We start from the raw sequence: 21,458 nt of genomic DNA on the forward strand, positions 1-21,458 counted from the left end.
CTGTACGGGGGCGTATAACAGCGGTAGCCTCAGTTGTTATACGCCCCCGTACAGATCGAGGTCATGTCATGCGACTTCCCGCCTCCGCACACTCCGCCCAGCCGTGGCGCATCCATGAGATCGCGCCCGACTTCGATACCGAAGACGTCTGGCAGTTCCGCACTCCCGGCGCGGGCCCCGACGATTTCCCCGCCTTCCTCGCGGCACTCCAAGCGGAGAAGGCGTCCGAGAGCTCGGGCATCAGCGGGATGCTGTTCAAGATCCGCTGGAAACTGGGCGAGATCTTCGGCTGGGACGACGAATCGGCGGGCACCGGCACCCGCGTCGGCTCCCTGCGCGACCGCCTGCCCGCCGACCTGCGCGACACCCCGACTCCCGAGGACAGCGACAGCCCGCTGACCAGCCTCTACGTCCTCGACAACGAGTACGCGGCCGAAATCGCCAACGGCACCATGCACGGCGTCGCCCACTTGGGCTGGGTGCCCGACGACACCGGCTACCACCTGCAGATGGCCGTCCTGGTCAAACCCAACGGCCGCCTCGGACGCCTCTACATGGCCCTCATCAAGCCCTTCCGCTACCTCGTCGTCTACCCGGCCATGACCCGCAACTGGGAACGAACCTGGCAGACCCTCGCCGCCGCGAGGCGGTGACAACGCGCGGAAAGCCGCTAGTCCAGCTGCCGACTAGGCGCTGAGCGGGGCGGCGGTGACGCCGTAGCCGAGGTTGGTGAGGACCTCGCTGGTGGCCTTGGCGAAGTTGAGGGTGATGAAGTGCAGGCAGGGCGCGTCTTCGTCGATGAGGCGCTGGGCCATCTCGGTCGCGATCTGGATGCCTTCGGCGCGCACGGCGGCGCGGTCCTCCTCGGGGCCCGTGCCCGCGGCGCGGGTGAGGCGGGCGACGATGTCGGCGGGCACCGGGCGGCCGGACAACTCTTCGGCGCGCGCGACCGTGCGCAGCGAGGTGATGGGCATCAGTTCGGGAATGATCGGCTTGGCGCCCTCGGCGGGGTCCATGGCGATCACGCGGTCGCGCAGGCGCAGGTAGTGCTCGACGTCGAAGAACATCTGGGTGATCGAATACTCCGCGCCCGCACGCAGTTTCGCGCACAGGTGACGGGTGTCGTGGTCCAGGTCGGGTGAGCGGTGGTGGCCCTGAGGGAACGACGCGACACCCACATGGAAGTCGCCGAGATCGCGGACGATGCGCACGAGTTCCTCGGCGTACTCGACCCCCTCGGGGTGCTTGCGCCACTCACCGAGCGGGTCGCCGGGCGGGTCGCCGCGCAGCACGAGGACGTTGCAGATGCCGGAGTCGGCGTAGGAACCGACCAGCGAGCGCAGTTCGGCGATGCTGTGGCCGACGGCGGTCAGGTGGGCGACCGGCAGCAGGGTGGTCTCCTGCGCCAGGGCGCCGGTGATGCGGACCGTGCGGTCGCGGGTGGAGCCACCCGCGCCGTAGGTCATCGACACGAAGGCGGGGTGCATGCGTTCGAACTCGCGCACCGCGCGCCACAGCCTGGCCTCGCCTGCCGCGTCGCGGGGCGGGTTGAACTCGACCGAAAACGGCACGCCCGTGCCCGAATGGGTGCGCAGACTCTGCACCACCGAGGGCGTGTTCGAGACGATCGACTGCTGCTTGGCGGGCCGATCGGGGGTCGAACGTCCCCGTCCACTGTCGAAAGTCACCGGCTCAGTCTAGTGGGACGTTCCGGGCCCACGGCGCCGACCGGGGAACTCCGATACCGGTCACGGCACGGCCCCGCCGGGCACAACCCCGCAGGCCGCGGCACCCGCCGAGGGGAAATCCCCTGTTCGGAGCGGAGAATGTCAAGCCGGATGGACACATGGACCGGAGAGCCCCGGGCCCGAGGAAACGCCGGGTGTGGGATCGGTCGCAGCGGCCCTGTGCGCCCGCTGACGCTCCGCGCGGCCCGCGTATCGTCGAGACGACGCTGTGCACGCACCGCGAGGGTGCGTCATCGGATCCTGACGCTCGCCATTTGGAGGCCGCCCTGTCCGCCGGAATCGGTACCCCGCTCTCCCGGTCCGCCGCCGACGTGCTGACCTCGGTCGACCTAGTCGCGCTCACCCCCGGCACACCGGCCTTCGTCGCGGCGGTCGAACAGGTGCTCACGGAGTTCTTCGCGAGCCGCCGCGAGATCGTCGAACCCCTCGGTCCGGTGTTCGTCGACGCGGCCGAGGCGCTGGAACAGTTCGTGGTGCGCGGCGGTAAACGCACCAGGCCGGGCTTCGCCTGGACCGGCTGGCTCGGCGCCGGTGGCGACCCGTCCGCCCCCGAGGCGGCCTCGGTGCTCACCGCGTGTGCCGCGCTGGAACTGGTGCAGGCCTGCGCGCTGGTGCACGACGACATCATCGACTCCTCCCGCACCCGGCGTGGCTTCCCGACGGTGCACATCGACTTCACCGATCGGCACCGCACGGCCGGTTGGTCCGGTGACGGCGAGGCATACGGGTCGGCGGTCGCCATTCTGATCGGCGATCTGGCGCTGGCCTGGGCCGACGACCTGGTGAACGCGGCCGGACTCGACACCGCGTCCTTCGCCCGGTTCGCCCCGGTATGGGCGCGGATGCGCACCGAAGTGCTCGGCGGGCAACTGCTCGACATCAATGGCGAGGCCGGTGGCGACGAGTCGGTCGAGGCCGCGCTGCGCATCAACCGCTACAAGACCGCCGCCTACACCATCGAACGGCCGCTGCACCTGGGTGCCGCGCTGGCCGGCGCCGACGACGCTCTGGTCGCGGCCTTGCGCACCTATGGAACGGATGTGGGTATCGCGTTCCAGCTGCGCGACGACCTGCTCGGGGTGTTCGGCGATCCGGCCGTCACCGGCAAACCGTCGGGCGACGATCTGCGCGAGGGCAAGCGCACCGTGCTCATCGCGGAGGCGCTGCGCCGTGCCGACCCGGAGTCGGCCGCGCTGATCCGCACCGGACTGGGCACCGACCTCGACGACGAGGCCGTCGACCGGTTGCGCACGGTGCTCATCGACCTGGGCGCCGTCGACGACGTGGAGCGCCGCATCACCGAGCTCACCGAAACGGGTCTGGCCGCGATCGCGCACAGTGCCGCCACCCCCGCCGCCAAGCATCTGTTGCACGATATGGCGTTGGCCGCCACTCGCCGTACCGCCTGAGGACGTTGTGAAAACTGTTGTGGGACAAGCGAATCATGTCGTCGTCGTGGGAGCCGGGTTGGCCGGGCTCGGCGCCGCGCTGCATCTGCGGGGTGCCGGGCTCGAGGTGACCGTGCTCGAGCGCGCCGATCACCCCGGCGGCCGGGTGGGCCGTTACCGCTTCGCCGACTACGAGATCGACAGCGGCGCAACGGTGCTCACGCTGCCCGAAACCATCGATGACGCCCTCGCGGCGGTCGGGCAGACCCGGGAGGACGTCGGGCTGCGCATCCATCGCCTGGCTCCGGCCTATCACGCGCGCTTCGCCGACGGCAGCGACATCCGGGTCTTCGACGACGCCGAGCAGATGGCGGCCGAGGTGACCCGCGCGTGCGGTCCCCGCGAGGCACGTGGCTATCGGCGTCTGCGCGATTGGCTCGGCCGGATGTACGAGGCCGAGTTCGACGAATTCATGAACGCCGATTTCGATTCACCTCTCGACATGGTCCGCACACCGGCCGCCCGGTCGGCGCTGGCCCGGGTGGTGCGCCTCGGCGGGCTCGGCAAACTCGGGCCGCGGGTGCGCTCGTACCTCCGCGACGAGCGGCTGACCAGGCTTTTCACCTTCCAGGCGCTCTACGCGGGGACGGCACCGGACCAGGCCCTCGCCGTCTACGGCGCCATCCCGAACATGGACACCTGCCTCGGGGTGTACTTCCCCGAGGGCGGAATGCGAGCCGTCACCGCCGCGCTGGCCGAGGCGTTCACCGCCGCGGGCGGGCGGCTCGAGCTCGGCACCGAGGTCACCGGCATCGAGTACGCGACCCGCAAGGGCACCGCGTCACCCGGTGCCCGCCACGCCGAGGCCGTCCGCACGGTCGACGGGCGAAGTGTCGCCTGCGACGCGGTGGTCATCACCGCCGACCTGGGCTCGATCCGCCGCTTCGGGCTGCGCAACCGGCGCGGGTTGCGGGCTTCGCCGTCGGCCGTCGTCGCGCACGGCACCGTGCCCGCCGAGGTTGCCGCGCGGTGGCCGGTGCAGGCCCATCACACGATCGAGTTCGGGGCCGCCTGGGAGCAGACCTTCCGCGAGATCGCCGCGGGCAAGGGCCGGGGCAAATTGATGAGCGACCCGTCGCTGCTGCTCACCCGCCCCGCGCTCACCGACGCGGGCCAGTTCGTCGACCGCGCCGACGGCCGCTGGGAGCCGCTCTCGCTGCTCGCACCGTGCCCCAACCTGGCCTCGGCGCCGCTGGACTGGGACCGCATCGGCCCGGCCTACCTGCGCGAACTGCTCGCGACGCTCGAGCAGCGCGGTTACACCGGAATCGGTGAGTACTTCCGCGTCGATCACCTCGACACCCCGGCGACCTGGGCGGCCCAGGGGATGATCGCGGGCACACCGTTCTCGGTGGCGCACCTTTTCCGGCAAACCGGGCCGCTCCGTCCACGCAACCTGCCAAGGGGCGTAGACAATGTCGTTCTCGCAGGTTGCGGCACCACTCCGGGGGTCGGTGTGCCCACCACGCTGCTGTCGGGCGAACTGGCGGCGGCGCGAATCACCGGCAGCCGGGCGCACACCGGTAGCGACCACCGGGTTAGTGTTCGGAACTGAAGCCGTAAACTGACGGCCGACTTATCAGCTCGCGGTTGCGACCGCCGACCATCCGGGGGGACCGACCGAAGATGCCGCCCCCCGAGACGACCGTAGGCCCCATGGACACCACGCGCACCCTCGAACCGCAGCGCCATCTGCCCGCCGGGACCGATCCCGGCGCCCGGTCGCGGCTGCGCACTGTCGGCGATTTCGCCCGGAGCCCCGAAGGCCACGCGGCCTTCATGGGGTTCTTCGGCGCCATCATGATCACCTTCGGCGGTTTCGGTGCGGGCGCCGTCCGCAAACGCGATCCGCTGCTCGAGGCGCTGCACCTGTCGTGGCTGCGATTCGGCCACGGTTACGCCCTGTCGATGATCGTCATCTGGGCCGGTGTGCTGCTGATGATCACCGCGTGGGTGCGCCTGGGCCGCACCCTCATCGGCAACGGTGAACCGAAGGTCACGCTCAACGAGCTGCGGGTGATCGTCGGAATCTGGATCACCCCACTGCTTTTCGCGGCCCCGATGTTCAGCCGCGACGCCTACTCCTATCTCGCCCAGGGTGCGCTCCTGCGCGACGGTTTCGACCCCTACCAGGTGGGTCCCGTCGCCAATCCCGGTGTGCTGCTGGACAATGTGAGCCCCGTGTGGACCACCACCACCGCGCCGTACGGGCCGGTGTTCCTGCTGATGGGCCGCGCGATCACCACGCTCACCGGTGACAATGTGATCGCCGGGACCATCGCGTTGCGCTTCGTCATGCTGCCCGGCCTGGCACTGATGGTGTGGGCGGTGCCCTATCTGACCAAGCACCTCGGCGGTAAACCGACCGTGGCGCTGTGGCTGGCGGTGCTCAATCCGCTGGTGCTCGTGCACCTCATCGGCGGCGTGCACAACGAGATGCTGATGGTCGGGCTGATGTGCGCGGGTATCGCGTTGGTGCTCGAGCGTCATCATGTGGCGGGCATCGTCGTGGTCGCCATCGGTGTCGCGATCAAGGCGACGGCAGGCGTGGCGTTGCCGTTCCTGGTGTGGATCTGGATCCTGCACGAGAAGGAACGGCGGGCGGCCGAACGTCGGGCCCGAGCCGACTCCGATGCCGGTCTCGCCGAGGAACTCAAGCATCCCGACGCGGCGCGGCCCTCGGCCGATATGCCGCACCCACTGCTCGTGTTCACCAAGATCGCCGGCATCGGCATCGGCGTCTTCGCACTGGTCTTCGGTGCGGCATCGGTGATCGCCGGCGTCGGCTTCGGCTGGGTGACCGCGTTGCAGGGCTCGAACAAGATCATCAACTGGCTGTCGCTCCCGACGATCCTCGCCCACATGGTCACCTGGGTGACGCCGTGGTCGCTGGATTCGGTGCTGTCCGTCACCCGCGAACTGTGCAAGGTCGCGCTGGTGGTCCTGCTCGTGGCGACCTGGTGGCGGTTCCGCCACAGCGAGCGCGAGGCCGTGATGGGCATCATCGTCGCGTTCGTGGCGATCGTGCTGCTCTCCCCCGCCGCCCTGCCCTGGTACTACTCGTGGCCGCTTGCGCTGGCCGCCGGTTTCGCGCTGTCGACGGTGACCCTGCAGTGGCTGGTCGGTATCTGCACCTGGCTGATGCTGGTGTTCCAGCCGGACGGCTCGATCGGCCTCTACAACTTCTGGCACGTGGCGCTGGCGACATTCGCCGCCGTGGTGGCCGCCGTGTCGCTGCGCCACGTCGACCCGCTGCACCTGCGTTCAGCGAGTTCCCGCGCGATAGCCAAGGAACACGCACCGCCCGTCACGGCATGAGTGTTTCCACCGCGCTGGACGACGCCTACGCGACCTGTCGCCGCATCGCCGCCGAGCACGGACGCACCTACTTCCTCGCCACGGCCCTACTCAGCCCGGAGCGGCGCCGGGCCGTGCACGCGCTGTACGCGTTCGCACGAATGGTGGACGACATCGTCGACCACACCGACGACCCCGCGTGGGTCCTGGACCCGGCCGACCGGCCGCAAGCGCTCCCGTCCCGCGCCACCCCAAGCGCACACGGTCCTGATCGTCGCCTCGCCCACGACGGCGACGGCATCTCCCCCGCTCAGCACCTCGATCTGGTCGAGAAGCAGCTCCGGCTGGCCATCGAGCAGGGCAACGTCGATACCGCCGACCCGCGGCGCCGCCAGATCATCACCGCGACGGCCGACACCATCGCCCGTTACGACATCGCGCACGCCCACATCTGGACGTTCCTCGATGCCATGCGCATGGACGTCCCCGGTACGACCGTTCACCGCAGGCGCTACGCGAGCATGGCCGAGTTGGGCGAGTACATGCGTGGGTCGGCCGCCGCCATCGGTCTGCAGTTGCTGCCGGTGCTCGGCACCGTGGTCCCGGTGGCCGAGGCCGAACCCGCTGCCGCCGCGTTGGGCGAGGCGTTCCAGGTCACCAACTTCCTGCGTGATGTGGCCGAAGACCTCGATCGCAACCGCATCTACCTGCCCGCCGACGAACTGGCCGCGTTCGGTGTCGACGAGGCGCGATTGCGCGCGTGCCGGACGGCCGGGCGAACCGATCAGCCGACGCGACGCGCCCTGGCCCATCTGATCGCCGTCAACCGCGACATCTACCGTCGCGCGGTCCCCGGGATCGATCTGCTGGCTCCCCGGGTCCGTCCGGCGATCCGAACCGCCGCCGTGCTCTACGCCGAGATCCTCGACCAGATCGAAGCAGCCGACTACCAGGTCTTCGCCACCCGCGCGACGGTTCCCAACCGCCGCCGAATCGTGGTCGCCGCCAAGGGTTTAGCGACTCAGCGCCGAGACCGGCCGGGGCTCGGCTCCCGCGCGAGGTAACCCACCCCGAAGCCGACGCCCCGCAAGGGCGCACTGGCCATCCGGTCCGCCGGGCGCGTCCGCTCAGCCTGTTCGGCAGGTCCTCAGAAAGGCTCGGCGGCGGCGCGGCGGACGACTTCGCGGGCCAGCGGGCCGTGCAGGGCGTCGACCGGGCGGCCGGGCAGGGAGTCGTCCTCGGTGTAGATCCAGCGCAGGATGTCCTCGTTGCTGTACTTGCCGTCGCGCATCACCGTGATCAGGCCGGGCAGCATGCGGACGATCTCGTCGTTGTCGTCGAAGAAGCGGGACGGAATGCCGACGACACCGCCCCGTCGCACCGCGAGGAGCTGGTGATCGCGCAGCATCTGGTGCACCGAGGTCACCGGGACGCCGAGTATTTCGGCGGCCTCGGGCAGGGAGACGAGGGTTTCGGTGTCGGGCAGCACGTCGTCGCTGCAGGGGAAGGCACTCACCCGCACAACGGTAGTACGTGACGTGGCGCATCCATCGGCGGGCATGCCGTCGCACCCGGTTACGATCGTGGGGGCCGCACCACCGTGGCCAGTTTGTCGTACGCCGGAGGAACCTGTGATCGGCCAGATGCTGGAAGGGCGCTATCGCATCGACGCGCCGATCGCGCGCGGCGGAATGTCGATGGTGTTCCGCGGAACCGACACCCGGCTCGACCGTCCCGTCGCCATCAAGGTGATGGACCCCAAGTTCGCGAGCGACCCACAGTTCCTGAGCCGCTTCGAGTTCGAGGCGCGCGCGGTGGCCAAACTCAAGCACCCGTCGCTCGTCGCGGTGTACGACCAGGGTGTCGACGGCGAACACCCCTTCCTCATCATGGAATTGGTCGAGGGCGGCACCCTGCGTGAGCTGCTGCGCGAACGCGGCCCGATGCCCCCGCACGCCGTGCGGGCCGTCGCCGAACCGGTGCTGCGCGCCATCGGCACCGCGCACGACGCCGGCCTGGTGCACCGCGACATCAAGCCGGAGAACGTGCTGATCTCCGACGCGGGCGAGGTGAAGATCGCCGACTTCGGCCTGGTCCGCGCCGTGGCCGCCGCCAACACCACCTCCGCCAGCGTGATCCTCGGCACCGCCGCCTACCTGTCGCCGGAGCAGGTCACCACCGGCACCGCCGACGCGCGCTCGGACGTGTACTCCTTCGGCATCCTGATCTTCGAACTGCTCACCGGCCGCGTGCCGTTCACCGGCGACAATTCGCTGTCGGTGGCGTATCAGCGCGTGGAGAACGACGTACCGGCGCCGAGTCAGTTCATCGACGGTGTGCCCGCCGAATTCGACGCCCTCGTCGCCGAGGCCACCTCCCGCGACCCCGCGAAGCGCTTCGCCGACGCCAATCAGATGGCGGCCAACCTGCAGGCCGTCGCGATGACCTTGAACCTGCCGCCGTATCGCGTTCCGGCACCCCGTGATTCGGCCGAGCATCTCAGCGAGGCCTTTCGCGCACCCGTGGCCGCGGCGAATCCCGTTGCACCCCCGCATGAACCCGCACCGCCGCGTCCGGTCGCCCAGCCGCAGCACACCCGGGTGGTCACCGCGCAACGGCCGCGGCTCGACGAGCACGCCAACCCGCCCGCGCCCCTGCACAATCCGTTCGTCCCGGCCGAGACCCATACCCGCCGCACCGGCCTGGTGTGGGTGGGTATCGTCACCGCGCTGACGCTGCTGGTCGGCATCGGTGGCTGGTGGCTCGGCGTCGGTCGCTACACCGCGGTGCCGCCGATCGCGGGCATGGACAGCGAGCGGGCCGTCGCCGTGCTGGAACAGGCCGGATTCGAGACCGTACTGCGGCAGAAGGCGTCCGACACGATCCCGGTGGGCGGCGTGGTCGGCACCGACCCGTCGGCGGGCTCACGAGTCACCAAGAGCTCCACCATCGCCGTGCTGATCTCCAACGGCAAACCACGCGTACCCGAGGACATCGAGCCCGGCGACCAGATCAGTGCCGTGAACGCCGCCATCCGCGACATGGGCCTGCAACCCATCGACAGCGGCGAAGCGGCCAGCACCGCCCCCAAGGGCTCACTGGCCAGGGTCGAGCCCGCCCCCGGCACCGTGCTGCCGATGGGCGCGCAGGTGAAGGTGTACCGCAGCAAGGGCTCCCAGCCGGTGAACGTGCCCGATGTGCGCGGCAAGACCACCGAGGAAGCCACCCAGGCGCTCACCAAGGCCGGACTCACCGTCCGCGAGGTGAAGGTGCAGTTCGACAAGAGCATCGAGGCCGACAAGGCCATCGGCACCGACCCCGCCGTCGGCACCACCCTGCAGTCCGGCGACAGCGTCACCCTGCTCGTCTCCAACGCGATCAAGGTGCCCAACGTGATGGGTCAGAACGTCGGCAACGCCCGCGCCAAACTCCAGCAGCTAGGCCTGCGGGTAGAGGTCAAATCCCTCACCGACTCCGACAGCTCCCTGGTGATCGGCCAGGTCCCCGGCATCAACACGAACGTGGAGGCGGGCAGCGTCGTATCGCTCACCGCCCTACCTTGAAGAGATCGCGCCCCGGAAAAGGACGAAAAGCCCGACAAGGACGGCGACAAGGAAAAGCCCGGCCGCGGCGGTAACCGCTGACCGGGCTCTACCGAAACCAGCTCAGCGCAGCATCTCCGCCACCAGGAACGACAGTTCCAGCGACTGCTGAGTGTTGAGCCGAGGATCGCAGGCGGTCTCGTACCGCCCACCGAGATCCAGGTCGGAGATGTCCTGCGCACCACCCAGGCATTCGGTGACGTTCTCACCGGTCAGCTCGATGTGCATGCCGCCGGGGTGGGTGCCGAGCGCGTGGTGGACCTCGAAGAACCCCTGCACCTCGTCGACGATGCGATCGAAGTGGCGGGTCTTGAACCCGGTGGACGACTCGTGGGTGTTGCCGTGCATCGGGTCGCACTGCCAGATCACCTGGTGGCCGGTGGCCTGCACCTTCTCGATGATCGGCGGCAGCACATCGCGCACCTTGCCGTTGCCCATGCGTGCCACCAGGGTGAGCCGGCCGGGTTCGTTGTTCGGGTCGAGCCGCTCGACGTATTCCACCGCCTGGTCGGGGGTGGTGGTCGGGCCGATCTTGAGGCCGATGGGGTTGGCCAGCAACTCGGCGAAGGCGATGTGGGCACCGTCGAGCTGACGGGTGCGCTCACCGATCCACAGGAAGTGCGCCGAGAGGTCGTAGAGCAGTGGTTCGCCCGTCTCGCTCTCGCTGAGGCGGAGCATCGCGCGCTCGTAGTCGAGGACGAGCGCCTCGTGCGAGGCGTAGATGCGGGCGGTCTTGAGGCTCGGGTCGTTGACCTGACACGCCGCCATGAACCGCAGACCCTTGTCGATCTCCTCGGCCAGGGTCTCGTAGCGCGCACCCGCGGGCGACTGGGCGACGAAGTCACGGTTCCAGTCGTGCAGGCGGTGCAGGTCGGCGGTGCCCGCGCTGGTGAGGGCACGAACCAGGTTCATCGCGGCGCTCGCGTTGGCGTAGGCGCGGACCAGGCGTGACGGGTCGTGGCGGCGCAGCTGCTCGTCGGCGACCAGGGAGTTGACCATGTCGCCCCGGTAGGACTTCAGGCCGAGCGCGTCGATGTCGGCCGAGCGCGGCTTGGCGTACTGACCGGCGATGCGCGCCACCTTCACCACCGGCATGCTCGCGCCGTAGGTGAGCACGACAGCCATCTGCAGCAGGGTGCGGATATTGCCCTTGATGTGGGGTTCGGTGTTGTCGGCGAAGGTTTCCGCGCAGTCACCGCCCTGCATCAGGAAGGCCTCGCCGCGCGCCACCTGCGCCAGCTGCGCCTTGAGGTCCTCGACCTCGGCGGGCAGGCAGATCGGCGGCACGCTCTCGAGCACGGTGCGCATCGTGGTGGCCTCGTCGGCGTCCCAGGACGGCTGCTGCAGGGCGGGGCGAGCCAGAGCGGCGTCCAGTCGCCTGCGCAGATCGTCAGGCAGCGGCGGCAGTTCCGGCAGGCGGTCAATCGGTACGTCGACGGTCCAGGTCACCAGATCAGAATACGGACTCAACGAAGCGGGCGAATATCCGGCGTACCTGCGACGGGCCGACGGGACCCCGGCGGCGACCCCTGCGCACCACGCGTGAAGTGCCCGCATAGGGTTTCACTCAATTCATCGTGGGTCCGCCTGCCTCGTCGCGCCGGACGGGACGGGCGCCCACCGGCACGAAGAGGCGATCTCCCTGCGATATTTCTACGATTCGGAATTCGTCGAGGACGGCGTGACGATCGATCTGATCTCGATCGGTGTCGTCTGCGAGGACGGACGCGAGTACTACGCCGTCTCCACCGAATTCGACGCCGGACGGGCCGGGCCTTGGGTGCGCCGCAATGTGCTGCCGAAGCTGCCACCGGCCGGTTCGCCGCTGTATCGCACTCGGGCACAGATCCGTGACGACCTGTTCAAGTTCTTCCTGCCCCGGCCCGGCGTGTATCCGGAGCTGTGGGCCTGGGTCGGCGCCTACGACCACGTGGCGCTGTGCCAGCTGTGGGGTGACATGACCGCCCTGCCCAAGAACATGCCCCGCTACACCAACGAACTGCGCCAGCACTGGGTGGCCCACGGCAGCCCCGAACTGCCGCCCATCCCCGACGACGCGCACGACGCGCTGGCCGACGCCCGCCACAACCTGGCCAAGTTCGAGGCCATCGAATCCCACCGCCGCACGCCGCGCCTTTGAGAACGACGAAGGCCCCGAGTCGAAACCGACTCGGGGCCTTCGTTGTTCGCGGAATCAGTGACCGCTGTGGTCACCGTTGCCGGTGCGAGCCTGGTGCTCGGCGAGGGCGCCGAGCATCTTGTGCTCCTCGGCCTCCTCGATCTCGGCCCAAGCCTGGCCCTCGGCGCGCGGGTCGGGGCGAAGGAAGCTGCCTGTACCCGGCTTGCCCGCCGAACCGAGGCGGTTCATCTTCTTGGGCACCGGGGCACCCTGGTACTCCAGCGGGATGGCGTGGCCGTGCGCGTCGACCCCACCAAGGGGCTGGTGCACCTCGATGTACTCACCGTGCGGCAGACGCTTGATCACACCGGTCTCGATGCCGTGCTCGAGCACCGCGCGGTCGCTGCGCTGCAGGCCGATGCAGAACCGGTAGGTGATGAAGTACGCCAGCGGCGGCAGCAGCAGCAGGCCGATACGACCGATCCAGGTGGTCGCGTTCAGCGAGATGTCGAACTTCAGCGCGATGATGTCGTTGACGCACGACAGCGTGAGCACCACGTAGAACGCGATGGCCATCGCACCGATCGCCGTGCGCACAGGCACGTCGCGCGGACGCTGCAGCAGGTTGTGATGCGCGGTGTGGTCGTTGGTGAGGCGCTTCTCGATCCACGGGTAGGCGATCAGCAGCGTGAACACCAGGCCCATGACCAGCGCGACCCAGAACGCCGCCGGGATCGTGTACCGGCCGAGGTAGAGCTCCCAGGCAGGCATCAGACGCGCCATACCGTCGGTCCACATCATGTAGAAGTCGGGCTGCGAACCCGCCGACACCTGCGACGGGTTGTACGGACCGAGGTTCCACACCGGGTTGATCTGCAGGACACCGCCCATGATGCCGACGATGCCGAGGGTGAAGGCGAAGAACGCGCCCTGGTCGGCGGCGAACACCGGGACGATGCGAGCACCGACCACGTTCGTCTCCGTGCGGGCCGGGCCGGGGAACTGGGTGTGCTTCTGGTACCAGACCAGCGCCACGTGGGCACCGATCAGCGCCAGGATGATGCCGGGCAGCAGCAGCACGTGCGCGATGTAGAGGCGCGGAATGATGATGTCGCCGGGGAAGTCGCCGCCGAACATCAGCCAGTGCAGCCAGGTACCGACCACCGGGACACCGATGGTGATGCCGGAGAACGCGGCACGAAGACCGGTGCCCGAGAGCAGGTCGTCGGGCAGCGAGTAACCGAAGAAGCCTTCGAACATCGCCAGGATCAGCAGCAGCGAGCCGATCACCCAGTTCGCCTCACGCGGCTTGCGGAACGCGCCGGTGAAGAAGATGCGGAACAGGTGGATGATGATCGACGCCGCGAACAGCAGGGCCGCCCAGTGGTGGATCTGGCGGACGAACAGACCACCGCGCACCTCGAAGGAGATGTTCAGCGTCGTCTCGTAGGCCCGCGACATGCCGACACCGCGCAGCGGCTGGTAGGCGCCGTCGTACACGACGTGCGCCATCGACGGGTCGAAGTACAGCGTCAGGTAGATACCCGACAGCAGCAGGATGATGAACGCGTAGAGCGCGATCTCACCGAGCAGGAACGACCAGTGGGTCGGGAAGACCTTGTTGATCGACCGCTTCACGAACGCGGCGGCACGATACCGCTCGTCCATTTCGTCGGCCTGGTTGGCCATGATAGTTCCAGCACTCATGAACGACGCTCCCAGAAGGCCGGGCCGAGCGGCTCGATGAAGTCGCCCGCGGCGACCAGGAAGCCCTCGGAGTTGACGGTGATCGGCAGCTGAGGCAGCGCACGGGCGGCCGGACCGAAGACCGGCTTACCCCACTCGGTCGCCGAGAACTGCGACTGGTGGCACGGGCACAGGATCCGGTTGGTCTGCTGCTCGAACAGCGAGGTCGGGCAGCCGAGGTGGGTGCAGATCTTCGAGTAGGCGAAGTAGTCGCCGTAGTTGAAGCTCTCCTGGCCCTTGCGCTTGATCGCCTTCTCGGCGTCCTCGGTGCGCAGACGGATCAGCATGACGGAGTTACGGATGCCGCGCAGCGACTGCAGGGTGGCGTGCGAATCGCCGCGCCACTTCTCTTTCCAGGGGAAGACGGTTTCCATCGCGCCCGCGTCGAGATCCTCCGGGCGCACCAGGACGATGTCGTCGGGGCGGCCGGTGTCGCGGCGGATGTAGATGGTCTCGCCCGGGTAGTCCGGGGTCCAGCCCGACACCCACAGCGGCGACTTGTCCTTCTTCGCCCACGGGTTCTTGATCATGCCGCCGATGAACACCATCGCGGCACCGAGGCCGAGCACACCGACACCGGCACCGGCGGTGCCGAGCATCATCTTGCGGCGACCGAGGGTGGAGGTCTCGAGCGCGTCCTGCAGCTCGGCGGCCAGGGTACGGCGCTCGACCTCGTCGGACGGGCCGTCGTGGCGCTGCTGGATGGAGATCTCGGCGGGGATGAACCGCTTGCGGATCAGCACCACGGCGATACCGATGACCAGCACCGAGATGCCGAAGGTCAGACCGATGAGCGGGGTGAACAGCGAGTAGGCCTCGTGGCCCTCGTCGCCCTTGCCCTTCCACTCCCACGGCCAGAACAGGAAGACACCGATCAGCGCGGCGGCCGCGAGACCGGAGATGGCGAACCAGAACGTGACGGCACGCTCGGCCCGCTTCTCGGCCCGGGTGCCTGGCACCGGCCAGCGCTCGCTGCGGTACACGACCTCGACGTCGTCTCGCGCGGTACCGAGTTCGACGAGCTCGTCACGCGACATCGCGTCCAGTTCGTCTTCGGTGGGTTCGCGACCCATGTCGCTTCGCTCCTGTCCACTCATGACTGTGTCCTATCCGACGCGCCGAGCGCGACCTGCCCGATCACGTGCTGTGTCCGATTGGACATGCTCGGGCGCGCCGCGTGGTTACGCTGCGCCACCACCTCCGCACGCTGACCGATCATGTCCGGGAACCGATCCACATAGCGGCGCCGACCACAGCGGTGATGCCGATGACCCAGATGGCGAGACCTTCGGTCGCCGGACCGAAACCGCCGAGATCCCATCCGCCGGGCGACTTCTCCTCGGCGGAATTCTTGACGTAGGCGACGATGTCGCGCTTCTCTTCCGGCGTCAGCTGCCGGTCGGAGAACTTGGGCATGTTCTGCGGGCCGGTGAGCATCGCGTCGTAGATCTGCTGCTCGTTGGCCGGCTCGAGCGGCGGAGCGAACTTACCGCCGGACAGCGCGCCACCACGGCCGGTGAAGTTGTGGCAGGACGCGCAGTTCATGCGGAACAGTTCCGAACCGCGGCCGATGTCGTCGCCGCGCAGCGATTCCTGGGCGATCTCGCCGTTGGCGTCGCGGATCACCGAGGGGCCACCGCCGTTGGCGGCGACGTAGGCGCCGAGCGCGTCGGTCTGATGCGCGTCGAACTTCTCCGGCTTACGCATGGCCTGGGCCTCGTTGCGCACCATCGGCATACGGCCGGAGGAGACCTGGAAGTAGACGGCGGCCTCACCGACACCGATCAGGCTCGGACCACGATCGGGCACACCCTGCAGGTTCGCACCGTGGCAGGTGATGCACGAGGTCTCGTAGAGCTGCTTGCCCTCACGGATCAGCGCGGACTGGTCCTCGTTCGCGGTGGCGATCTGCGGCTCGGGGGTGAGCGCGCTCGCCAGGAAGCCGGCTCCGACGAGGCCGACCATCAGCGCGAGCGCACCCGCGATACGACGGCGGGCGCGACGCTGCTTGCGCGTCTTGGCAGCCTGACCGGCGCCTGCGGGCTCGGGGGCCGACGGGGGAGATGAACTCATCTGTAGTCCCTTTGGAGTAGACGGAACCGACTTGTGCAAAAGCTTGTGTGCCCGCGGGCTAGCTGACGAAGTAGATCGTGGCGAACAGCCCGATCCAGACGATGTCGACGAAATGCCAGTAGTAGGACACCACGATGGCGGCGGTGGCCTGAGCGGGGGTGAACTTGCTCAGCGTGGTGCGGATGAGCAGGAACACGAACGCGATCAGACCGCCGATCACGTGCAGACCGTGGAAGCCGGTGGTGATGTAGAAGACCGAGCCGTAGGAGCTGCCCGCGATGGTCGTGCCCTCGTGCGCCAGGTGGTAGTACTCGTACGCCTGACCGGCGACGAAGAAGGCACCCATCAGCAGGGTGATCGTGTACCAGCGGCGCAGGCCGAACACGTCGCCCTTCTCCGCGGCGAACACGCCCATCTGGCAGGTGAACGACGATGCGATCAGCACGGCCGTCACCGGAACAGCCAGCGCGAGGTTCAGCTCGGTGGGCTCCGGGGGCCAGTTGCCGTGCGCTTGCGCGCGCGCAACGAAGTACATGGCGAAGAGGCCGGCGAAGAACATCAGCTCGCTCGACAGCCAGATGATGGTTCCGACGCTGACCATGTTGGGCCGGTTCAGCGAATGCACACGCTGAGTAATGGCCGATCCTGGGGTGCCTACTGCGGTCGTCACGGGGTAAGTATGACTCTTCGTAGTACGACAGCTGTACCCGGGTACGAAAGTTTGTCGCGCGGACCGGAAAACCCACGTACAGAGGGGGTCCGAAGCAACCGTCGGCGTGTTGGCGACTCTTCGCGTGACAACCCATTGTGACAGCGTTGGATGTGGATAGGCTGAGACGAGGAGGCGACGATGGTCGTAGTGCGGATGTGGCGGCGGCTCTTCGGTGGGCAACCCGGTGGGCTCGATCCCACGCGCGAGGATCTGGTCGTCGTCGCGTCGAGCTTCGACGACGCGGAGGCGTCCTCGGTGGCGCTCGACCGGGCCGTCGATCTCGACCGTGGCGCTCAGGCGGTGTTGCGGCACCATCTGCGGCTGCCCGCCGATCGCATCGACGAGGCCTGTGAGATAGCCGGATACGACGGATACGAGCGCGCGGAGGCGGTGCGCGGGGTCTCCGACGATCTCGTACCCGTGCTGCTGCAGCGGGTACAGCTGCTCGACCCGCTGACGATCTCGCAGGAACGTTCGCGGATGGCGGGCCTCGCGCAACGCCACGACGGGGTCGCCGACGGGTGGGACGCGCTGCAGCCGCCACGTCCCGCGGCCTAAACTGGCCACCCGGCACCACTTCGGTGGGGTCATCCGGTCGCGCCGTGCGATGACGCGACCTGTTCGCGCAACCTCGTTGCGCCCGTCGTCGAAACGGAGATGCAGAGCAGATGAGCGTGCGCAGTTGGGCCCAGGTGCTCGGGACCCTCGCCGACGGCGGCGATCTGACCGCCGAGGACACCACCTGGGTGATCGACGAGATCTTCACCGACAACGCGACCGCCGCCCAGATCGCGGCCTTCGGCGTCGCCATGAAGATCAAGGGCCCGACTCCCACCGAACTGGCGGGCATGGTGTCGGGGATGCTCGGGCACGCGCGGCTGGTGCACGTCGACGGGGACGCGGTCGACATCGTCGGCACCGGCGGTGACCGTTCCGGGTCGGTGAACATTTCCACTATGTCCTCGGTGGTCGTCGCGTCTGCGGGTGTGCCGGTGGTCAAACACGGCAATCGGGCCGCCTCGTCGAAGGCGGGTGGCGCCGACGTGCTCGAGGCGCTCGGCGTGAAACTGGCGCTCGGCCCGCAGTCGGTGGCGCGGTCGGTGCGCGAGGCGGGCATCGGGTTCTGCTTCGCGCCGCTGTTCCATTCGGGGCTGCGTTTCGCCGGTGCGGCGCGCAAGGAGATCGGCATCCCGACCGTGTTCAATGTGCTCGGCCCGCTGACCAATCCGGCGCAGCCGCGCGCGGGGCTGATCGGGTGCGCGTTCGCGGATCTGGTGCCGGTGATCGCGGGTGTGTTCGCCCAGCGTGGGGCCAGTGCGCTGGTGGTGCGCGGGCGCGACGGGCTCGACGAGATCACCACCTCGGATCTGACCGATGTGTGGGTGGTCAGCGGTGGGCGCGTCAAGCAGACAGTGCTCGACCCGACCGCGCTCGGCATCCCCCGCGTCGATCTCGACGAGTTGCGCGGCGGCGATGCGGCCGAGAACGCGCGGATCGCGCGGGAGGTCTTCGCCGGGACGCCGGGGCCGGTGCGGGACGCGGTGCTGCTGAATTCGGCCGCGGCGATCGTCGCCTACGACCTGTCACGTGGTGTGGGCGATGTCGATCTCGACCTGGACGCCGCGCTCTCGGCGGCGATGGAACGCGCCGCCGCCGCGGTGGACAGCGGCGCGTCCGCGAAGTTGCTGCAGACCTGGGCCGAACTCACCCAGGTCCTCGACGACAACTGAAAGCCCTACTCCCCCAGGGAGAATCCGGCTTCCACGTCGGCACTGGAATACGACTTGAAGGCGATGTGGGTGGTGGTGCGGACCACCCCGTCGACCTTGTCGATGCCTTCGGTGACGACCTCGGCGATGCGCTCGTGATCGCGTACCCGCACGATCGCGATCAGGTCCACATCGCCGGCGCAGGAGTACACCTCGGCGACTCCTGCGGTATCGGCGAGCGCCTGTGCGGTCTCGGGGATGCGAGAGTTCTCGGCCTGGATCAGCACGATCGCGGTAATCATGGGATCAGCCTAGAACTTCGGGCCGCTCGGTGGCCGCTTTGAACCGTCGCATGAGGTCGTAGCTCTTCACACCCGGTGCCGTTTCCAGCGAACTCGACACGTCGACGCCGTAGGGACGGTGGCGGGCGATGACGTCGGCGACATTGTCCGGGTCGAGGCCACCGGCGAGGACCACCCGTCCCGGCTGGGCGCGCACCCAGTCGGGGAAGTCCTCGAAGACCCCGCTGCCCGCGCTGGCGTCGTAGAAGAAGTATTCGCTGGTCTGCTCGGGTGCGGGCGGGGTCGAGGAGCAGAAGGCCAGGTTCGGCAGGTCGGCCCACCGGTAGAGCTGCACGACGTCGAAGGCGTCGGCCACCTCGGCGACTTCGGCGTGTTCCAGCGCGACCGCGAAGGTGGTGATGCGACCGCGCGCGTAGTCGGCGAGGGCACGGGCCTGCTCGGGCGTGCGGTACCGCTTGCTCTTGGGCGTGACCATGACGCCGATCGCCGAATAGCCCAGCTCGACCGCCCAGTCGATCTGTTCCTCGGTGGTCAAGCCACACACCTTCACGAACACCGCCACCAGTCCTTTCCACCGTGAACGCCACCATCCATGATCCAGGACGGGCCGGGTGCGTGTCGGTCCGGGCGGTGGAACGTCGCCGGTCGCGTTCACCGCTCCGCCAGATACTGCTCCTGCTCGGACCGCACTTCCGCCGCCTCCCGGGCCAGCTGCGCCCAGGCGACCCAGCGGGCGGCACCGTGCAGCGGTTCGCAGTACCCGTCGCTGGTCCGGACGATCCTGGCGCCGGGTTTGGCGAGCCAGCGCGCGATCACCCCGACCTCCTCCGGCGGCGCACCGAGGAGTGGAGGTACGTCGTCGGAGAACATGAGCTGCCGATCCGCGCTGTCCGCGGTTGTCGTTGCGGCGTCGGGAATCCCGGGGATCGGCATCGCGTGTCGGTGCAGTGCGCTCCCGTTGCTCGCGGCCGCGTCGCCGAGGTCGGGCACGACCGTTTCCGCGGCCGCCACGATTTGATCGACGACAGCCATGGGTGGGGTGCCGCGGCGGGCGACGCCCGCGGCGGCGAGGCGGCCGTGGCGGATGACGGAGAATTCCCAGCCGCCCGCGCCGTCGGGAAGGGCGATGATCAGTTCGGCGAGGCGGGCCAGGGCAGCGAGTCGTTGGGTGCGAGCCAGTTTGGTGACCACGGCGGCGGTGCGATCACGCAGGCGGGCAGCCGCCTCGAAATGCTCTGCCGTGGAATAGGTTTCGATGCGCTCGAGCATGGCGCGCAGGAGGGTGTCGGAGCGACCCGTGAGCAGATCCCGGACCGAATGGGCGGCGGGTGCGTAGGTGGCGGCATCCGCGCCGTCGTCACCGGCGGCCGGGCATCCGCCGACGATCGCAGGTTGGCACATGTGTTTCGCGGCCCGGGTGAGCCGGGTCGCACACGTGCGCAGACCCGCGAATTCGGCGATGGTCAGGCCGACATCTACGGCGTCGGCGCGAGAGTTGAACGGGCCCAGAGCAGTTCGGGTCGGCGTGCGAACGGCGACCAGGCGCGGGAAGGGTTCGTCGGTGAGTGTGAGCCACCAGCCACGCTTGGGGAACTTCGAACGGCGGTTGTAAGGCGGGGCGTGGGCGGCGAGCAGTCGCAGTTCGCGAACACCGGCTTCGAGTCCGTGCGCGCAGACCACGTGGTCGACGCGTTGTGCCAGCGCGACCATCTCTTTCATGCGGCCGCGCGTCTCCGAACCGGTGAAGTAGTTGCGCACGCGGCGGCGCAGATTCACCGCCGTCCCTATATAGAGGACTTCGTCGGAGGGGCCGCGGAACAGATACACACCCGGCGCGGCAGGTAGATCGTTGGCGAATGCCCTTTTGGCGCGCTGTGTTCCGGTGACACCTGGCAGGTAGTCGAGCAGCTCCGTCAGGCTCTGCACACCCTGGTTACCGACGCGGGCGATCAGCGCGTGCAACACGTCGACAGTGGCGCGGGCATCGTCGAGAGCGCGGTGCGTCGGCGTGGTCGACGCACCGAGGATCTGTGCCAGCACCCCCAGCCGCGCCGACGGCGCCTCGTCCCGAGTGAGCACCCGCCGCGCCAGCTTCACCGTGCACAACACCTGCGGATTCGGCCACGGAATCTCCTGACGCGCGGCAGCGGCTTTCAGAAAAGCCGTGTCGAACCGGGCATTGTGCGCCACCAGCACCGCCCCCGCCGCGAACTCGAGAAACCCTGGAAGCACTGCCTCGATCCGCGGCGCGGCATACACCATGGCCGTGGTGATCCCGGTGATCTGCACGATCGCGGGCGGAATCTCGTACCCCGGATTCACCAGGGTCGCGAACTCCCCCAACACCTCTCCCCCACGCACCTTCACCGCCCCGATCTCGGTGATCGCGTCACCGTCGGGGCTGGTCCCGGTGGTCTCCAAGTCGACGACGACGAAAGTGGTGGCATACAACGGCGTATCGAGCTCGTCGAAGGCCAGCTGCCGCGCGGCCGGGAGTACAGGGTCGGGCACGGACAGCAGAGTAAGGAAGGGGTCCGACAGTGTTGGTTGGAGCGCTGGCGCGCTCGAGTCGGCGGCCCCGCAAGTCCCGACGATCAGGCGCCGTTGCTTGCTCCTTCGTCGCCTACGCACCGGCACCTGATCGTCGGGACGGCCGCCGACCCCCCCGGCGCGGCGCAACCACCACCAAGGCGGGGGGTGGG

Annotated in this window: 19 protein-coding genes; 9 read left to right on the forward strand and 10 right to left on the reverse strand. The window is 68.7% G+C overall.

What is annotated here, in order from left to right; translation table 11 throughout:
- The first annotated feature begins 68 nt into the window (after positions 1 to 68).
- Positions 69 to 653 carry a DUF2867 domain-containing protein gene (locus AB0I19_RS26880; protein WP_357152305.1) on the forward strand — a complete coding sequence of 195 codons (585 nt, stop codon included), beginning with the start codon at positions 69 to 71 and terminating at the stop codon, positions 651 to 653.
- A gap of 33 nt (positions 654 to 686) precedes the next feature.
- Here the strand turns inward: AB0I19_RS26880 and AB0I19_RS26885 are convergent, their stop codons facing one another.
- Positions 687 to 1,628, reverse strand: a complete 942-nt coding sequence (locus AB0I19_RS26885; RefSeq protein WP_357152346.1) for a methylenetetrahydrofolate reductase — start codon at positions 1,626 to 1,628, stop codon at positions 687 to 689.
- Positions 1,629 to 2,128: 500 nt separating this feature from the next.
- Here AB0I19_RS26885 and AB0I19_RS26890 point away from each other — a divergent pair, with 500 nt between their 5' ends.
- From AB0I19_RS26890 to AB0I19_RS26905, 4 genes are all read left to right on the forward strand, one after another.
- Positions 2,129 to 3,157 (forward strand): polyprenyl synthetase family protein, encoded by a 1,029-nt coding sequence (locus tag AB0I19_RS26890; RefSeq protein WP_357152349.1) that lies wholly within the window; start codon positions 2,129 to 2,131, stop codon positions 3,155 to 3,157.
- Positions 3,158 to 3,164: 7 nt separating this feature from the next.
- Positions 3,165 to 4,751, forward strand: coding sequence for a phytoene desaturase family protein (gene crtI, locus AB0I19_RS26895; RefSeq protein WP_357152307.1), 1,587 nt, complete (start codon positions 3,165 to 3,167; stop codon positions 4,749 to 4,751).
- 101 nt (positions 4,752 to 4,852) lie between these two features.
- Entirely contained in the window at positions 4,853 to 6,514 is a 1,662-nt protein-coding gene (locus AB0I19_RS26900; RefSeq protein ID WP_357152310.1) for an alpha-(1->6)-mannopyranosyltransferase A, read from the forward strand.
- Complete coding sequence (locus AB0I19_RS26905) at positions 6,511 to 7,557, forward strand: phytoene/squalene synthase family protein (RefSeq protein ID WP_357152313.1); 1,047 nt, start codon at positions 6,511 to 6,513, stop codon at positions 7,555 to 7,557. Before AB0I19_RS26900 ends, AB0I19_RS26905 begins: the two co-directional genes overlap by 4 nt.
- A gap of 83 nt (positions 7,558 to 7,640) precedes the next feature.
- On the opposite strand, the gene AB0I19_RS26910 is transcribed toward AB0I19_RS26905, so the two are convergent.
- Positions 7,641 to 8,009 (reverse strand): Rv2175c family DNA-binding protein, encoded by a 369-nt coding sequence (locus tag AB0I19_RS26910; protein WP_357152315.1) that lies wholly within the window; start codon positions 8,007 to 8,009, stop codon positions 7,641 to 7,643.
- A gap of 127 nt (positions 8,010 to 8,136) precedes the next feature.
- Here AB0I19_RS26910 and pknB point away from each other — a divergent pair, with 127 nt between their 5' ends.
- Positions 8,137 to 10,056, forward strand: coding sequence for a Stk1 family PASTA domain-containing Ser/Thr kinase (gene pknB / locus AB0I19_RS26915; protein WP_357152352.1), 1,920 nt, complete (start codon positions 8,137 to 8,139; stop codon positions 10,054 to 10,056).
- 102 nt (positions 10,057 to 10,158) lie between these two features.
- On the opposite strand, the gene AB0I19_RS26920 is transcribed toward pknB, so the two are convergent.
- The gene (locus AB0I19_RS26920) at positions 10,159 to 11,544 is read right to left on the reverse strand and encodes a class II 3-deoxy-7-phosphoheptulonate synthase (RefSeq protein WP_357152318.1); all 1,386 of its coding nucleotides are present in this window, start codon (positions 11,542 to 11,544) and stop codon (positions 10,159 to 10,161) included.
- Between the two features lie 193 nt (positions 11,545 to 11,737).
- Here AB0I19_RS26920 and AB0I19_RS26925 point away from each other — a divergent pair, with 193 nt between their 5' ends.
- The gene (locus AB0I19_RS26925; RefSeq protein WP_067642942.1) at positions 11,738 to 12,235 is read left to right on the forward strand and encodes a polyadenylate-specific 3'-exoribonuclease AS; all 498 of its coding nucleotides are present in this window, start codon (positions 11,738 to 11,740) and stop codon (positions 12,233 to 12,235) included.
- 54 nt (positions 12,236 to 12,289) lie between these two features.
- Here AB0I19_RS26925 and AB0I19_RS26930 read toward each other — a convergent pair whose 3' ends face one another.
- The 4 genes from AB0I19_RS26930 to AB0I19_RS26945 form a co-directional block, all read right to left on the reverse strand.
- Positions 12,290 to 13,921, reverse strand: a complete 1,632-nt coding sequence (locus AB0I19_RS26930; RefSeq protein WP_356986135.1) for a cytochrome bc complex cytochrome b subunit — start codon at positions 13,919 to 13,921, stop codon at positions 12,290 to 12,292.
- Positions 13,918 to 15,057 (reverse strand): ubiquinol-cytochrome c reductase iron-sulfur subunit, encoded by a 1,140-nt coding sequence (locus AB0I19_RS26935; RefSeq protein WP_181699193.1) that lies wholly within the window; start codon positions 15,055 to 15,057, stop codon positions 13,918 to 13,920. The genes AB0I19_RS26930 and AB0I19_RS26935 overlap by 4 nt, the downstream gene beginning before the upstream one ends.
- 118 nt (positions 15,058 to 15,175) lie before the next feature.
- Positions 15,176 to 16,033, reverse strand: a complete 858-nt coding sequence (locus AB0I19_RS26940; RefSeq protein ID WP_084457473.1) for a cytochrome c — start codon at positions 16,031 to 16,033, stop codon at positions 15,176 to 15,178.
- A gap of 58 nt (positions 16,034 to 16,091) precedes the next feature.
- A complete protein-coding gene (locus tag AB0I19_RS26945) occupies positions 16,092 to 16,703 on the reverse strand; it encodes a heme-copper oxidase subunit III (protein ID WP_067497399.1) in 612 nt (203 codons plus the stop codon).
- Between the two features lie 180 nt (positions 16,704 to 16,883).
- Here AB0I19_RS26945 and AB0I19_RS26950 point away from each other — a divergent pair, with 180 nt between their 5' ends.
- A complete protein-coding gene (locus AB0I19_RS26950) occupies positions 16,884 to 17,303 on the forward strand; it encodes a hypothetical protein (RefSeq protein WP_181699190.1) in 420 nt (139 codons plus the stop codon).
- A 110-nt stretch (positions 17,304 to 17,413) separates the two neighbouring features.
- A complete protein-coding gene (trpD, locus tag AB0I19_RS26955; protein ID WP_357152321.1) occupies positions 17,414 to 18,475 on the forward strand; it encodes an anthranilate phosphoribosyltransferase in 1,062 nt (353 codons plus the stop codon).
- Positions 18,476 to 18,480: 5 nt separating this feature from the next.
- Here the strand turns inward: trpD and AB0I19_RS26960 are convergent, their stop codons facing one another.
- The 3 genes from AB0I19_RS26960 to AB0I19_RS26970 form a co-directional block, all read right to left on the reverse strand.
- Positions 18,481 to 18,756: an Lrp/AsnC ligand binding domain-containing protein gene (locus AB0I19_RS26960; RefSeq protein WP_067497390.1), complete on the reverse strand. Its 276-nt coding sequence runs from the start codon at positions 18,754 to 18,756 to the stop codon at positions 18,481 to 18,483.
- A gap of 4 nt (positions 18,757 to 18,760) precedes the next feature.
- The gene (locus tag AB0I19_RS26965; protein WP_357152324.1) at positions 18,761 to 19,291 is read right to left on the reverse strand and encodes a hypothetical protein; all 531 of its coding nucleotides are present in this window, start codon (positions 19,289 to 19,291) and stop codon (positions 18,761 to 18,763) included.
- Between the two features lie 116 nt (positions 19,292 to 19,407).
- On the reverse strand, positions 19,408 to 21,267 hold the full coding sequence (locus AB0I19_RS26970; protein ID WP_357152327.1) for a DEDD exonuclease domain-containing protein: 1,860 nt from the start codon (positions 21,265 to 21,267) through the stop codon (positions 19,408 to 19,410).
- Positions 21,268 to 21,458: the final 191 nt, after the last annotated feature.

Source organism: Nocardia sp. NPDC050413 (assembly GCF_040655475.1).
GTDB lineage: Bacteria > Actinomycetota > Actinomycetes > Mycobacteriales > Mycobacteriaceae > Nocardia > Nocardia coubleae.

What these genes read in the sequence shown, in the direction of transcription:
- AB0I19_RS26880 (WP_357152305.1), top strand. Translation starts at nt 69, where the DNA reads ATGCGACTTCCCGCCTCCGCACACTCCGCCCAGCCGTGGCGCATCCAT.
- AB0I19_RS26900 (WP_357152310.1), top strand. Translation starts at nt 4,853, where the DNA reads ATGGACACCACGCGCACCCTCGAACCGCAGCGCCATCTGCCCGCCGGG.
- AB0I19_RS26905 (WP_357152313.1), top strand. Translation starts at nt 6,511, where the DNA reads ATGAGTGTTTCCACCGCGCTGGACGACGCCTACGCGACCTGTCGCCGC.
- pknB (WP_357152352.1), top strand. Translation starts at nt 8,137, where the DNA reads ATGCTGGAAGGGCGCTATCGCATCGACGCGCCGATCGCGCGCGGCGGA.
- AB0I19_RS26930 (WP_356986135.1), bottom strand. Translation starts at nt 13,921, where the DNA reads ATGAGTGCTGGAACTATCATGGCCAACCAGGCCGACGAAATGGACGAG.
- AB0I19_RS26935 (WP_181699193.1), bottom strand. Translation starts at nt 15,057, where the DNA reads ATGAGTGGACAGGAGCGAAGCGACATGGGTCGCGAACCCACCGAAGAC.
- AB0I19_RS26940 (WP_084457473.1), bottom strand. Translation starts at nt 16,033, where the DNA reads ATGAGTTCATCTCCCCCGTCGGCCCCCGAGCCCGCAGGCGCCGGTCAG.
- AB0I19_RS26950 (WP_181699190.1), top strand. Translation starts at nt 16,884, where the DNA reads ATGGTCGTAGTGCGGATGTGGCGGCGGCTCTTCGGTGGGCAACCCGGT.
- trpD (WP_357152321.1), top strand. Translation starts at nt 17,414, where the DNA reads ATGAGCGTGCGCAGTTGGGCCCAGGTGCTCGGGACCCTCGCCGACGGC.
- AB0I19_RS26960 (WP_067497390.1), bottom strand. Translation starts at nt 18,756, where the DNA reads ATGATTACCGCGATCGTGCTGATCCAGGCCGAGAACTCTCGCATCCCC.